This window comes from Corallococcus sp. M7, from assembly GCF_054512695.1.
The window spans coordinates 4811839-4825794 of sequence record NZ_CM137252.1; the positions used below are offsets into that span (position 1 = coordinate 4811839).

The 13956-nt window shown below is 70.8% G+C and carries 15 protein-coding genes; 9 read left to right on the plus strand and 6 right to left on the minus strand.

The genetic code is table 11. The features are described 5' to 3' along the window. Positions 1–8 precede the first annotated feature (8 nt). Genes ACX114_RS19340 through ACX114_RS19370 form a run of 7 tightly spaced genes read left to right on the plus strand, consistent with a single transcriptional unit; the run spans position 9 to position 8891 of the window. On the plus strand, positions 9–950 hold the full coding sequence (locus ACX114_RS19340) for an acetoacetate decarboxylase family protein (RefSeq protein ID WP_459299833.1): 942 nt from the start codon (positions 9–11) through the stop codon (positions 948–950). Beyond that, entirely contained in the window at positions 947–1489 is a 543-nt protein-coding gene (locus tag ACX114_RS19345; protein WP_459299835.1) for a hypothetical protein, read from the plus strand. The genes ACX114_RS19340 and ACX114_RS19345 overlap by 4 nt, the downstream gene beginning before the upstream one ends. Further along, on the plus strand, positions 1486–3606 hold the full coding sequence (locus ACX114_RS19350; protein ID WP_459299837.1) for a patatin-like phospholipase family protein: 2121 nt from the start codon (positions 1486–1488) through the stop codon (positions 3604–3606). Before ACX114_RS19345 ends, ACX114_RS19350 begins: the two co-directional genes overlap by 4 nt. Then, positions 3590–5365, plus strand: coding sequence for a GMC oxidoreductase (locus ACX114_RS19355; protein WP_459299839.1), 1776 nt, complete (start codon positions 3590–3592; stop codon positions 5363–5365). The genes ACX114_RS19350 and ACX114_RS19355 overlap by 17 nt, the downstream gene beginning before the upstream one ends. After that, entirely contained in the window at positions 5341–7161 is a 1821-nt protein-coding gene (locus ACX114_RS19360) for a hypothetical protein (RefSeq protein ID WP_459299841.1), read from the plus strand. Before ACX114_RS19355 ends, ACX114_RS19360 begins: the two co-directional genes overlap by 25 nt. A 34-nt stretch (positions 7162–7195) precedes the next feature. After that, positions 7196–7885 carry a hypothetical protein gene (locus ACX114_RS19365; RefSeq protein ID WP_459299843.1) on the plus strand — a complete coding sequence of 230 codons (690 nt, stop codon included), beginning with the start codon at positions 7196–7198 and terminating at the stop codon, positions 7883–7885. A 40-nt stretch (positions 7886–7925) separates the two neighbouring features. Next, positions 7926–8891 (plus strand): hypothetical protein, encoded by a 966-nt coding sequence (locus ACX114_RS19370; RefSeq protein ID WP_459299845.1) that lies wholly within the window; start codon positions 7926–7928, stop codon positions 8889–8891. A 16-nt stretch (positions 8892–8907) separates the two neighbouring features. On the opposite strand, the gene ACX114_RS19375 is transcribed toward ACX114_RS19370, so the two are convergent. The 3 genes from ACX114_RS19375 to ACX114_RS19385 all read right to left on the minus strand — a co-directional run bounded on the left by ACX114_RS19375 (position 8908) and on the right by ACX114_RS19385 (position 11206). Beyond that, positions 8908–9381 carry a hypothetical protein gene (locus tag ACX114_RS19375; protein ID WP_459299847.1) on the minus strand — a complete coding sequence of 158 codons (474 nt, stop codon included), beginning with the start codon at positions 9379–9381 and terminating at the stop codon, positions 8908–8910. Between the two features lie 138 nt (positions 9382–9519). After that, the gene (locus ACX114_RS19380; RefSeq protein ID WP_459299849.1) at positions 9520–10908 is read right to left on the minus strand and encodes a sigma 54-interacting transcriptional regulator; all 1389 of its coding nucleotides are present in this window, start codon (positions 10906–10908) and stop codon (positions 9520–9522) included. A gap of 103 nt (positions 10909–11011) precedes the next feature. Next, positions 11012–11206: a hypothetical protein gene (locus ACX114_RS19385; protein ID WP_014397120.1), complete on the minus strand. Its 195-nt coding sequence runs from the start codon at positions 11204–11206 to the stop codon at positions 11012–11014. A 251-nt stretch (positions 11207–11457) separates the two neighbouring features. Here ACX114_RS19385 and ACX114_RS19390 point away from each other — a divergent pair, with 251 nt between their 5' ends. Both ACX114_RS19390 and ACX114_RS19395 read left to right on the plus strand, forming a co-directional pair. Next, positions 11458–11733: a hypothetical protein gene (locus ACX114_RS19390; RefSeq protein ID WP_043321624.1), complete on the plus strand. Its 276-nt coding sequence runs from the start codon at positions 11458–11460 to the stop codon at positions 11731–11733. A 57-nt stretch (positions 11734–11790) separates the two neighbouring features. Then, positions 11791–12525, plus strand: a complete 735-nt coding sequence (locus ACX114_RS19395) for a PHP-associated domain-containing protein (RefSeq protein ID WP_206794924.1) — start codon at positions 11791–11793, stop codon at positions 12523–12525. Positions 12526–12536: 11 nt separating this feature from the next. Here ACX114_RS19395 and ACX114_RS19400 read toward each other — a convergent pair whose 3' ends face one another. The 3 genes from ACX114_RS19400 to ACX114_RS19410 all read right to left on the minus strand — a co-directional run bounded on the left by ACX114_RS19400 (position 12537) and on the right by ACX114_RS19410 (position 13949). Beyond that, positions 12537–13289, minus strand: a complete 753-nt coding sequence (locus ACX114_RS19400; RefSeq protein WP_459299852.1) for a hypothetical protein — start codon at positions 13287–13289, stop codon at positions 12537–12539. Between the two features lie 55 nt (positions 13290–13344). Next, positions 13345–13548 carry a hypothetical protein gene (locus tag ACX114_RS19405; RefSeq protein ID WP_120530714.1) on the minus strand — a complete coding sequence of 68 codons (204 nt, stop codon included), beginning with the start codon at positions 13546–13548 and terminating at the stop codon, positions 13345–13347. A 68-nt stretch (positions 13549–13616) separates the two neighbouring features. Next, positions 13617–13949, minus strand: a complete 333-nt coding sequence (locus ACX114_RS19410) for an FmdB family zinc ribbon protein (RefSeq protein WP_459299854.1) — start codon at positions 13947–13949, stop codon at positions 13617–13619. Positions 13950–13956: the final 7 nt, after the last annotated feature.

Below are 13956 nucleotides of genomic sequence, written 5' to 3' on the forward strand. Positions count from 1 at the left end.
GCAACGCCATGTTCCTGCCCCGACGCATCCAGACCCAGTACGGCCGCTACTCGCGGGTGGATGACATCCCGTACGCGCTGCCGGTGGACTCGAAGGGGGCACCGGCGATGGTGGCCGCCTTCACCGTGGACGCCCGCCGCGCGGCGGCCCTGCTGCCCGGCAACGAACTGCACCCGCTGCGCGTGTCGCGCGACCGGAGCGTGCTGCTCATCTCCGTCATCGACTACAAGCAGACGGACATCGGCGCGTACATCGAGTTCAGCATCGCGCTCGCGTGCACGCACGGCCGCAGGCCCGCGCCGCCGTTGTTGCCCCTGCTGTTCCAGAAGCGCTTCGGCGTGGGGCAGTACGTGATGGACCTGCCGGTGAACACGGAGGTCTCCGTGAAGGGCGGCAAGGGCATCTGGGGCATGCCCAAGCACCTGGCCCGGCTGGACTTCCGGGTGGAGAACGGCTCCGTGAGCAGCCGCTACGAGGAGGGCGGCCAGCAGGCGGTGCGCGTGCGCATCGAGCGGCCGAAGCTCGCGTGGCTGCCCTTGCGGATGGCGGCGGTGAACTACTGCGCCTTCCGGGGGATGCTGATGAAGTCCACCATCTACTTCCGGGGCCGCTTCGGCTTCCGGTTGGGGAAGCGCGCGTGGGGGACGCTGGAGCTGGGGGATCATCCGCGCGTGCAGGCGCTGCGGGACCTGAGCATCTCCCCGAGCCCCTTCCTCACCGGGTTCTTCCCGTCGTCCAGCGGCGTGCTGGATGACCACTGCGAGGCGTGGTTCCTCACCCAGCCCACGCTGCCTCCGGACACGTATCCGGAGGGGCTCAAGAGCGTGGTGGACCTGGGGCAGGACCAGACGCCCATGCCGCCCCCGGAGTCGGACGGCTCTCCGCCGAGGACGCTCCAGACCGTGGCGCCGGTGCCCGAGGCACGCCCACGCGGGGAAGCGCGGCCATGAAGGGCGGCGGCCGTCTGAATCTGGCGAACGCGTGCCTGCTGTTCCTGTGCACGTCCATGTACCTGGGCACGGGCTGGTCGCTGATCCTCTTCTCGTTCCCCATCGCGCCCCAGCTCACGGTGGACAACTACTACCTGCAGTTCGTGCCGCAGGTGCAGGCGGCCACGCGGTTCTTCACCTGGATGACGGCGGTGATGCTGCTGTCCGCCGGAGTGCTGGCGTGGCGCGAGCGCAAGACGGCCCTGCGCTGGTATCCGCTGGGCGTGGGGGTGGCGGTGGTGGTGGCCACGCTGCTCACGCGCATCTACATCTTCCCGTACAACGACGAGATGGCGGCGGGCATCACGTCGCCCGAACGGCTGAAAGAGGTGCTGGACGCGTGGATGCGGATGAACCGCATCCGCGTGGGGCTGTGGACGGTGCAGTGGCTGCTCACGCTGGGTTACTTCGTGCACCGGGTGCTGCGCGCGGAGCAGCCCGCGGGGGAGCGCTGGCGCATGGGCCTGTCCGTGCCGCCGCGCCGGGAGGCCCACGCATGAGCCCGGCCGCGTCGCAATGGCTGGAGCGCCAGGTCCGCGTCCGCGGACGCCCCTGGCGCTGGGCGCTCGCGGCCATCGGGTGGATCACCGTGGCGACGGGCGCGGCGCAGATGTTCATGCCGGGGCTGGAGTTGCGGCTGCTGCACGCGGATGCGTCCGCCGCGCCCGCGCACTTCTTCCGCATCGTGGGCATGTTCATGGTGCTGTTCGGCGGCCTGCTCCTGCACGGCCTGCACGAGCCCCGGGCGAACCCCGCCGCCTTCCTGTGGACCGGCCTCCAGAAGGTGGGGGCCTGCGGCATGGTGGCGATAGGCGTCGCGCGCGACGTGCTGTCGCCCCTGGCGCTGGGGGTGGCGGCGTTCGACGCGCTGTCCGCCGTGCTGGTGCTGGGGTTCTACGCGTCGCTGCGCCAGCGCGAGCAGATCATCACCGTGCTCAGGCCGCAGACGGAGGAAGCGGCTCCAGAGGTCACCAGCCCCTCCGTCAACGCGCTGCGGGTCGGGGAGGCCACCCGGAACAGCGTGCCTCCGCGGCGGCCCGTGCGCGCGTTCGGGGAGGGCGCGGCCGTCCCGTCCTTCCCAGCGGAGGCGCCCCGGCGCTCGCTGGTGCTCGCGGGCGGTGGCATGCGCGTCGCGTGGCAGGCGGGCGTGCTGCGCGCGCTGACGGACGCGCGGCTGTCCTTCTCCCACGCGGACGGCACTTCCGGCGGCATCATCACCCTGGCGATGTGGCTGTCCGGCCAGTCCCCCGCGGAGATGTGCGAGCGGTGGCGGACGCTGGACGTGAAGGACTTCGTGTCGCTGATGCCGCTGGATGAATACGCGCGGCCCTGGAAGCTCAGCGCGTTGGGGGACGCGGACGGCATCGTCCAGCGCGTCTTCCCGCACCTGGGCGTGGACGTGGCCGCCATCCGCGCGAACCGCGAGCGCTCCGGCACCTTCAACGTCTGCGACTTCACCCGGAAGACGAACGAGGCCATCCCGCACACGGAGGTGGACCGCGACATGCTGGTGGCCGGCATCTCCCTGCCGCTCTTCATGCCCCCGGTGGTGAAGGACAGCCACCTGTACCTGGACTCGGTGTGGATCCAGGACGCCAACGTGATGGAGGCCGTGCGCCGGGGCGCGGACGAGGTGTGGATCGTCTGGTGCATCGGCAACACGCCCCGGTACGCCGACGGCTTCTTCCGCCAGTACGTCCACATGATTGAACTGAGCGCGAACGGCGCGCTCTTCGCCCAGTTGGAGCAGGTGCGTGAGCTCAACGCGCGCATCCTCGCGGGCGAGCACGTGCCGGGCCACTCGCGGCCCATCACCGTGCACCTCATCAAACCCGAGCATCCGCTGCCCCTGGACCCGGACTTCTACGCGGGCCACATCACGGCCGAGACCCTCATCGACCAGGGCTACTCGGACGCCTGCCGCTACCTGGCGACAGCGGACGGCCAGGGCCTGCCCCTCACCCCGGAGATCACGCAGATGACCGAACCCGCCTACGACCTGACCTTCCGCGAGACCATGGCTGGTCCGCTCGCGATGGGCACCACCGACCCCGAGGCGGGCGCCCACGACGGGCGCTCCACGCCCTTCACCATGCACTGCACCATCACCATCGACGACATGGAGGCGTTCATCCGCGACCCGGACCACGCGGCCCGGCTGGTGGCGCACGTGCAATACAAGCCGCTGGGCATGGACCTGCCCGTGCGCGAGGGGAGCTTCAACCTCTTCCGCGCCACGGATGATCCGCGCACGAAGATCATGACCTACGGCCTGCGCTTCCAGGCGAACGGCCAGGACTACTTCCTGGACGGCACGAAGACGCTGCGTGACGACCCGGGCCCGGACCTCTGGCGCGACACCACGCGGCTCTACAGCTACCTGCACGCGGGCATGGACGCGCGCGGCCCGGTGGTGGGCGCGGGCGTCCTGGTGCTGGGCATGCGCGAATTGCTCCACCTGGTGTCCAGCATGCGCTCGTCACGCGGGGGCGTGGAGGGCGCGGAGGTGATGGCCCGCTTCGGCCACCTGTTCCTGGGCGCGCTCTGGGACCTCTACGCCCCGGAGGCGCCGGTGCGCGAGCGCGAAGGGGAGGCCACGCATGGCCACGAGGGATGAGCACTTCGACGTCGTCATCGTGGGGTCGGGCTTCGGCGGTTCGGTGATGGCGTGGCGCCTGGCGGAGGCCGGCCTGCGGGTGTGCGTGCTGGAGCGGGGCAAGGCGTATCCGCCGGGCTCCTTCGCGCGCAGCCCGCACGACATGCGCCGCAACTTCTGGGATCCGCGCAAGGGCCTGCACGGCCTGTTCAACCTCTGGTCCTTCCAGGGGCTGGGCGGGGTGGTGTCCGCGGGGCTGGGCGGCGGGTCGCTCATCTACGCGAACGTGCTCTTGCGCAAGGACGAGAAGACCTTCATCCACGAGGACCTCCATGACGGAGGCTACGAGGACTGGCCCGTCACCCGCGCGGACCTGGAGACGCACTACGACGCCGTGGAGCGGATGATGCACGTGCAGCGCTATCCGCTGGAGCATCCGCCGTACAACTCCACCGCGAAGACGCTGGCCATGAAGCTCGCGGCCGAGCGCCTGGGCCGCGCAGGCGACTGGCAGCTTCCACCGCTGGCCGTGACGTTCGGCAACCCGGGCGATGCGCCCGTCCCGGGCGAGCCCATCCGCGAGGAGCATCCCAACCTCCACGGCCGCACGCGCACCACGTGCCACCTCTGCGGCGAGTGCGACGTCGGCTGCAACACGGGCAGCAAGAACACGCTCGATTACACGTACCTGTCCGCGGCGAAGCGCGCGGGGGCGGAGCTGCGCACGCGCGCGGAGGTGACGGAGCTGTGGCCCGCGGAAGGCGGCGGCTACGTGGTGCGGTACCTGGACCACACGGACACGCCGGAGGACGTGCCGCGCGAAGGCCCCCAGTCCATGCTGCCGCGCAGCACCGTGACGGCGGACCGGCTGGTGCTGGCGGCGGGCACGTTCGGCACCCCGTTCCTGCTCCTGAAGAACCAGCGGAACTTCCCCGGGCTGAGCGGACGGCTGGGCACGCGCTTCTGCGGCAACGGAGACCTGCTGGGCTTCATGCGCCAGTGCCACGACTCGAGCACCGGCAAGCAGCTGCCGCGCATCCTGGAGGGAGGGCACGGGCCGGTCATCACCAGCGCGCTGCACTTCCGGAGCCAGGAGGAGGGCGGCACGGGCCGGGGCTACTACATCGAGGACGCGGGCTACCCGGAGTTCGTCAACTGGCTCTACGAGGGCGCACACCAGGTGCCGTTGCTGGAGCGAGGCCTCAAGCTGGCGTGGCGCCTGATCCGCGGGTGGACGGGGCGCACGCACGACTCCGACGTGAGCGAGGAGATCGCGGAGCTGCTCGGAGACTGCCTGGGATCCGCGACGTCGTTGCCGCTCCTGGGCATGGGGCGAGACATTCCCAACGGCCACATGCGGCTGACGGACGACGGGATGCTGGCCATCGACTGGCGGATGAGCGCCTCTCGCGAGTACTTCAAGGACGTGCGCCAGTCGATGGCGGACATCGCCCGGACGCTGGAGGGGAAGCTGGTGCAGAACCCGCTCAGCTACCTGAGCCGGGTCATCACCGTGCACCCGCTGGGCGGCTGTCCCATGGGACGCGGGCCGGACGACGGTGTGGTGGACGCGACGGGTGAAGCCTTTGGCCACCCGGGGCTGTACGTGGCCGATGGCTCGATGATGCCGGGCCCCGTCGGGCCCAATCCGAGCCTCACCATCGCGGCGCTCGCGGACCGGTTCGCGGATGCGCTCATCGATTCGTACCGCAGGGCCACCCGGGGACGTGCGTGGCAGGTGAAGGAGGAGGGGTCATGGCCGTCCGTGCCTCCGATGTGAGCCGCCTTCCGGGCCGGCGCGTCGAGCCCGCGCCCGCGCCGGAGACTCCGCCGGGCCGGAAGATGGTGTCGTGGTTCGACCCGACCGTGCTCGCGAAGTCGGGCATGAAGGCGCTGCTGTCCGGGACGTTCGGACGGCAGGCGGACCGGCGGCTGCTGGATGCCGTCTCCCGGCCGCAGCCGCTCTGTTTCGACTACTCGGTGGATGACACCGGCCACCCTCGCGACGAGCTGTGGTTGGACTACGTGTCGGACCTGGGCGACGGCTGGGACTCCACGTACACGGTGGCGTCCGCGGTGATGGCGCCGGAGTTGAAGCTCACGGACGCGTCCGGAAGGACGCATGTCACGCGGGGCGGCGACGTGCTCGTTTTCGGCGGGGACGAGGTCTATCCGACCGCGAGCGTGGACGAGTACCAGGCGCGCACGGTGGTGCCCTACGAGGACGCGCTGAACAAGCGACGCCACCGGCCACACCTGTTCGCGGTGCCGGGCAACCATGATTGGTATGACGGACTGGTGTCCTTCACGCGCCTGTTCTGCCAGGGCCGGCGCTCCCATGGCTGGCGCACGCAGCAGCAGCGCAGCTACTTCGCACTGAGGCTGCCGCACGGCTGGTGGCTGCTGGGCACGGACATGCAACTGGAGTCCGACCTGGACGCGCCGCAGGTGGAGTTCTTCCAGAAGGTGGCAGGGGAGATGCGCGGTACGGACCGGGTCATCCTCTGCAACGCGGAGCCGGCGTGGGTGAAGCAGCAGGTGATGCCTCGAGCGGGGCGCGGCTTCCTGGACCACAACATCGACTTCCTGGAGCAGAAGGTGCTGGGCAAGAAGGTGAGCGTCTTCCTCGCGGGAGACCTGCACCACTACCGCCGGCACGAGAACGCGGACGGACGGCAGAAGATCATCGCGGGTGGGGGAGGGGCGTTCCTGCATCCCACGCACCTGCCCAAGGTGGATCAGAGTCCAGGCGGCTTCGTGCAGAAGGCGAGCTATCCGCCGAAGCGGGACTCCCAGAGGCTCGCCTGGCGCAACCTGGCGTTCACCGCGCTCAACCCGTGGTTCGGCGTGTTCATGGGCGTCGTCTACATGCTGCTGGGCTGGGGCATTGCCGCGAACCTCAATGAAGGGGCGGTGGGTTCACCTTCGTTCCGGGAGGTCATCAACGCGGCGGTGCAGAGCACGGGCTCGCTGGTGCTGGGGGCGGGCGTGGTGCTGGGCACGTTCGCGTTCGCGGATGGCCGCCGGGGGCCGCGCTGGAAGAAGACCGCTGGCATCGTGCATGGCCTGGTGCACCTGGCCGTGGCGCTGCTCATCACCTGGGGCGTGTCCGCCGTCGCCGCGCCGCTGGCGGCGGAGCTTCAATGGAGCCTGCGGCGGGACTTCCTCAGCGGGCTGCTGCTGTTTGGCGGCGGTGCGCTGGTGGGGCCGCTGGTGGTGGGCGTGTACCTGCTGCTGTCGCTCAACGTGTTCTCCTGTCACCCCAACGAGGCGTTCTCGTCGCTGTCGATTCCGGACTGGAAGAACTTCCTCCGGCTCCACTTCGACGCGGACGGCCAGCTCACGGTGTACCCGGTGGGTTTCCGGCGGGTGCCTCGGCGGTGGACGCGCGGACGTTCCGCGGAGGAACCGGTGTGGGTGCCGGACCCGACCGACACGCGGGCGACACCGCCCCGGCTCATCGAGCCGCCCATCGTCATCGGCCGGACGAAGGCGCTTCCGGGGATGCTGGAGACCGGTCCACCTGGACCCACGGACATGCTGGTGGACGAACATCCGCCCGGCGGAGCGGTTTGAGTGGCGGGGCCTGAAGGCCTACGCTGCTGGCCCCATGAAGGCGATGCTCCTGTCCCTGCTCTTCCTCGGCGCCGCGCCGTCCGGCCCCGCGCCGTCGTCCCTGCCTCCCGAAGCGCTGGGGGCGCCCCCGCTCGTGGATACGTCTCCCACCGCGTGGTCGTGCACCATCGACACGCTGCGCGCGGGGAAGGAGTGCGTGTTCGAGGCGGAGAGTCCGCCTTCCAAGGGCGCGAACGCGGACGTGGAGTCCGCCAACATCAAGCTGTTGAAGGACGCGTCGCGCGCCCTCTGCTCGGAGGCCGTGAGCAACGCGCGCGACGGCACGCCCGACCCGAAGCTCGTCGCCGTCTGCGAGCGCAAGTACGCGGACGTCGTGGGCCGCTGCGGCATTGAAGGCAATACGCCGGTGGTGGACGCCAAGGGCCGCTTCGCGCCCGCGGCCCGCGCCTGCTACCGCGCGCTGTCCTCGGTGCTCCAGGACGTGCAGTTGATGGCCTCCGTGGCCTCCACCTGCTGTGAGTGCGCCGCGCGCAGCCAGTGCCCCGGCAACGGCGAGAGCTGCTACGCGGCCGTGTCGCGGCAGCAGGCCGGGCCCACCACGCTCGCGTGCATGGACGAGCGCTGCCACGACGCGTGCTCCATGATGCTGCCCCCGTCCGCGTCCATTCCGCGCCAGGCGCCGTCGCGCACAGGCCAGCAGCACACCGACTCCGCCTCGCTGTAGCGCGCCCACCGCGCCGTCGCACTTCAAGGAGCCTCGCGCCATGCCCCGTCTTCCGATGCTGACCCTCCTGGGTGCGCTCGCCACCGGCTGCGGTGCCTCGCACTCCCATGTCGCGCTGGAGGACCGCGCCCTCACGGACTCGCCTCCGCCGCGGACTCCGCCTCCCGCGCCCCGGAACTCCGTCGCCGCGGAGGAACCGCCTCCGTCGCCGCATGACGCCCGTGCGTTCCTGGCCCGCTACTCCACGCCCGCCGCGTGCGAAACCGCCGCCCGCAGGCTCCAGGCGACCTCTCGCGACGACGCGTGGCTCGCCCTGAAGGTGTGCGCGGAGGCTCCCGGCTTCACTCAACTGGGCGCCGTGCTGGGCAGCGCGTGGGCGGAGGACCTGCGCGTGCGGCCGGACGCCGCCAATCTCATCGCCCGCGTCGTGGCCCAGCGCGGCGGCAGCGTGGAGGGCGAGCTGCGCCTGCTCCACGCGCGCAAGGTGCCCATCTTCTCGCTCGCGTCCGCCGTCGCCCAGCCGGACACCTACCGCGGCCGCTACGTGCTCCTGCGCGCGCAGGTGGCCGACCAGCGCTCGGAAGGGGAGCGCCCCACGCTGTGGCTGGTGGAGCAGGGCCTCCAGTCCGTGGCCTCCCGCCGCGAGGTCGGCGTCGCCTACAACACCGACACCGTCATGGAGTCCTCCGGCGACCTGGGCGGACGCACGGCGCTCACCGGCGAGGGCCGCGTGGGCGGCTCCATCTTCACCCGCGAGAGCACCACCCAGTCCGCCTCCGAGCGCACCTACGACAACCTCTCCGAGGAGACCGGCCGCGAGGCCCTGGGCCGGCTGGCCGCGCCGGATCCCTTCCTGGAGACCCGCCGCGACTACGTCATCCTCGCGCGCTTCGACGGCCTGCGCGTCACCTCCGGCATGACCACCGACGACGAGGACGAGGGCCCCAAGATCCCCGTGCTCACCATCGTCAGCTACCACCTGCCGCAGGCGCTCGCCGTCTACTGACGCCAGCGCCCGTCCCTCAGCGCTTCACCGGCGCCGCCGTCGCCGTCGCCGTCAAATCGCGCGACGGCGTGCCGGAGTAGATCTCCACGTCGGTGGCCACCCACGACCCCAGCCGCTCGCCGTAGGTCGTGTGCACCAGGACGCCCGGTTGCAGCTGAGCGCGGGCCACGCGCTTGCCGTCGCGCAGGATTCGCGTGGACGGCGCCACCACGAACGGCCGCTCCACGCCGTCGTCGTCGCGCACCGTGAAGCCCCGCGCGCCCGAGAGCGTCACCGTGCCGTAGAAGTCCGGAACCTCCTCGGCCACCACCGAGCCCGCGCTTCCGCTTCCGCCGGTGCCTTCCTCGGTGGGGACCTCCGCCCGGGGCGAGAACACCGCGATGGGAGGCACCATGCCGCTCTCCGCGACGGCCCCGTCCCGCGACTGGCACGCGCTGACGCCCAGCACGAGCCCCCCGACGAACAGCCACCTCCCCCATCCCTGGCGCATGGCACCCACCTCGCGAGCGTTGGTGCTCCCAAGATGGGGCGGAAACCCGATCCGACAACCACCCCCGACAGGGAGGTCCGCCCCAGTGTCACCCGGCCCACGAGGACCGCGACCCCGAGTGGGGGCAGGGGAGCGCCGTCAGTCCGGGCCGGACACCAGCCCGTGCTTGCGCAGGAGCTTCCGCAGGTAGACGCGGTCGATGCCCGCCTCGCGCGACGCCTTGGAGACGTTGCCGCCGCACCGCTCCAGCAGCGTGCGCAGGTAGTCGCGCTCGAAGCCTTCGATGAGGCGCTCCTTCGCTTCCTTGAAGGGCAGCTCCAACGCCAGCGACAGTGTGTCCTCCGGGTCCAGGTCCGGCGACAGGGCAGGGCGCGGACGCGGCGTGTCGGGAATCTCCGGCAGCGCGGACTCGCCCAGGCTCACCACCCGGTCCACCACGTTGCGCAATTCGCGCACGTTGCCCGGCCACGGGTACTGGGCGAGCAGGGCGCGCGTCTGGTCCGACAGGGCGCTGGGCGGCTTGCCCATCCGCTCCAGCACGGTGTCGATGAGCAGCGGGATGTCCTCCGGCCGCTCGCGCAGGGGCGGCAGCGTCGCGCGCAGCACCGCGAGCCGGTGGAACAGGTCGCCGCGGAAGCGGCCCGCCTTCACCGCGCCCTCCAGGTCCTGGTGCGTGGCCGCCACCACCCGCACGTTCACCGAGCGGTAGTCATTGGCGCCCACCCGCTTCACCTGCCGGCGCTCCAGCGCGCGCAACAGCCGGGGCTGCACCTCCAGGGGCAGCTCCCCGACTTCATCCAGGAAGAGGGTGCCGCCGTGCGCGCGCTCGAAGGCGCCCGCCCGGTCCGCCTGCGCGCCGGTGAAGGCGCCCTTCACGTGGCCGAACAGCTCCGACTCCAACAACTGCGGCGCCACGCCCGCCAGGTCCACGATGACGAAGGGCCCCTTGGAGCGCCCGCCATGCGTGTGCAGCGCCTCCGCGCACAGCTCCTTGCCGGTGCCCGTCTCGCCCTGGATGAGCACGTCGGACTCGCCCTGGGCCACGCGCTCCAGCAGCGTGAACACCTCACGCATCCGGCGGCTCTGGCCCACCAGGTTGCCGAAGCGTTCGCGGTTGGACAGGGGCAGGGCGTGCGCCTTCTCTCCCTCCGGCACGAGCTTCAGCTCCGTGGTGCCCAGCGTGAGCACCGCGCCGGGGCGCACCTCCAGGGTGGTGAAGCGCATGCCCTCGCAGAACGAGCCGTTGCGCGAGCCGACGTCCACCGCCTGGATGCTGTCCTCGCGAACGTCCAGGAGCAGGTGGCTGCGGGACACCGCCCGGTCCGCGATGATCACGTCGGAGCTGGCGTCCGCGCCCACCCGGTAGCGCCCGGGCGCCAGCGGGTAGCTCTGGCCCGCGTCCGGGCCGGACAGCACCAGCAGCCGCACCCGTACCCGCGCCGAGCGCATCGCCGGCAGGGCGTCCGTCCGAAGCTGCCGGTCCTCCTCGCCGCTGTCGTCCCCGAAGCGCGCCACGGCGCGGACCATAACATAGGGAAACAGAAAGGCCCGGCCTCCCCGCACGCACCGACAAAGGTGCGTGCCTGGAAGAGGTCGGACCCGGGAGGAGTCCAGGAGCCTTGCGCGGCGGTCAGGCCGGCGGCTTCGCGTGCTTGTAGAAGAGCACCAGCGTGTAGCAGTGGAACTCGTTGTCGGAGGACTGGCAGACGACCCGGTCCACGATCTCCAGGTCCGCGTTGCTCTTGATCCAGCGGGTGACGTTCTCACCCAACTCTTCCCGCTCCTTGGCCTTCGTCGCGGAGAAGACCTTCACGCCCGTGAACATCGCCTGCCACTCCTTGTGGGTGGTGAGAAAAGGCTTGACCGGGGGTTATCGCACACGCCGTTTCGGGGTGTCAAAAATGCTGCGGTCCAAAAGTCGTGATCCGCGAGGGAGCGGGGGAGCGCCGTGGGGTGGGGGTTTGCAGGTGCACCGGCATGCATAGGTTCACCCGGTCGCACCCGGTTCGTGGATTGGGGCGGGGCCCGGGGCCATTTCCGGCTTCAGGGGCATGGGCGGAAAAAGGGGGCAGGACCGTGGACATGAAGACGAAGAAGGACCTGGCGGTCGATTTCATCAACACCATCCGCACCATGGAACCGAGTGCGCTCAACGCCCTCATCGTGAAGGAAGCGGGCGAGGAGCTGGCGCAGTTCTTCCTGAACTACAGCGCGAACCTCATCTCCAAGGATCCGTCCCGGGTGCTGGAGAACACGTCCTCGCTGATGCTGATGGGCTACCTCATCCGCACGTACGAGGAGAAGAACAGCCAGGCCAAGCAGGGCAACTTCCAGTCCTACGCGTACGCCTGAGGGCCTGTGCGCGCGGGCTCGACAGGCCCTGGGAGGCCTGTTAGGCACGCGTCGCCCATGCTCATCGACCTACACGCCCATTCCCACCTGTCCAAGGGGTGCGACCTGGAGCCGCGCGCCGTGCTGGAGCGGGCGGCCATGTTCGGCCTGGACGCGGTGGCGTTCACCGAGACGAACACCCAGGACGGCTGCGACGAGCTGTTCGAGATCGGCGCGAAGTCCAAGGTGAAGGTCTTCGTGGGCCTGGAGCTCGTCACGGACCGGGGCCAGTACCTGTGCTTCTTCCCGAAGCCGGAGCTGGCGCCGGAGCCCGTGCAGATGTGGGGCAGCAACCGGGAGAAGCCCTGGAGCGCCGCCGAGTGCCTGCCCAAGGTGAAGGCGCTGGGCGCCGCCATCGTCGCGGCCCGCCCCTTCGACCGCGACGTGCCCAACCCCGCCATGGACTACGTGCGCTCGCTGTCCGGCGTGCTGTGCGCCGTGGAGGGCTACAACGCCAAGGTGAAGCAGACGGCCAACGACCTGGCCGTGGAGGCCGCGGAAGTCCTCAAGGTCCCCTGCGTGGGTGGCAGCGACGCGCGCGGCTCCCTGGACGAGATGGGCCGCGGCGCCACCTTCTTCAAGCGCGACGTGCTCACCCAGGCGCAGCTGGTGGAGGAGCTCTTCAAGGGCGACTACTGGCCGGTGATGGCCGGTGAATTGCCCCGCCTTACCCGGCCGGGAGAGGCCCAGGCCCAGCGCAAGGGCGGTGGCGGCGGCGGCAAGAAGCAGCACCGCCGCGGCGGCCGGCGCTAGGCGCCAGGCACTCAGGGCAGGATGGATTTGCCTGCCTCTTCCGCGCGCACCAGCCTCCCGTCGGTGAGGAACACCTTGCGGCGCTCGCCGGTGTAGCGCCACTCCTCGTTCTTCGAGGTGCCCTCCAGCGTGCGGCGCACGGACTCCGGCGGGCCCCACGCCATGCGCACCGCCTCCGCGGGCATGTCCGGCACCAGCGTCTTGGTGCGCACGGCCTCCCTCACCGCCGCGGTGAAGCCATTGAGCTGCTCCGTGAGCGGGTGGGGGGACAGCGTGTTCCCCAACTCGGCGCGGAACGCGTCCTGCCGGTCGAGGTTGGGCGGCAGCACCATCACCACCTGCTCACCCGCGGGGGCGCCCTCCACCGTCACGTACACCCACGGCCAGGTGCGCGGGGAGTAGAGGACGCGCTCGGTGACGACCCACGCGGTGGGGAACTCCACCTTGGTGATCCGCACGCGCGAGCCGGCGGGGAGGGTGGCCTGGATGGGGCCGGGGTTGATGGGCTTGCCCTGGGTGTCGTCCACCAGCCGCACGTCCTCCGGCGGGTAGGGCGTGAGCAGCCGCTTGGACGCGTCCCCGAAGAAGGGCGTCAGGTAGGCGGAGACGCGCAGGTACTGCTCCGCGTCCGGGCCGCTGAGGCCGCGATCCAGCGCGGCGCGATCCTCGGGGGACATGCGGGTGGCGGACGCGCAGCCGATGGACACGGCGGCCACGAGCGGCACCAGGAACAACGACGACAGCGAGCGGAAGGAACGCGGCATGGCACCTGGAGGCGCGCGGGGTGGGACGGCGCGCGCCTTCGGGTGTCTGCTTAGCCTAGCGGATGGCCTGCGTCAGCGCTGGCGTGTCCGTCGCCGCGAGCTTGCCGTTGCGGCAGCCGCGCTGCGGAGGACACACGGGACCACGGCCGTGCGGGTCCGCGACCAGGAGGAACCGCCCCTGCCCCCGCGCATCCGTCAGCTCCGGATGGCCGCACAGCGCGCAGTGGCGGGGGGGACGCTTCGAGGGAGGAAAGGGCACGCGTGAAGTGTGCGGCCTCCCCGCGCCCCCAGCGAATTTTCAGCCGGGGGCGGTGGAACGCGGAAGCGCTACGACTTGTCGCCGGACGCGGACGACGTGCTCGGCGCGGCCGCGGGAGCGCTGGCCGCCGTGCTCGTGCTGCTGCTCGAGGATGCGGACGACGACGCGCTCGAAGACGAGGAGGACGATGACGACGAACCGCCGCCGTCCTTCTTCGTGGAGCCGTACAGGTCCGAGTACCAGCCGCCACCCTTGAGGTGGAAGCTGGAGCGGCTGACCTGCTTGCTCAGCGTGCCCTGGGCGCCGCACGCGGTGCAGGCGGGGGGCGTCGGGTCGGACATCTTCTGCAGGACGTCGATGGTCTTTCCACAGGCCGAGCAGCCGTACTCGTAGATGGGCATGGGGTGG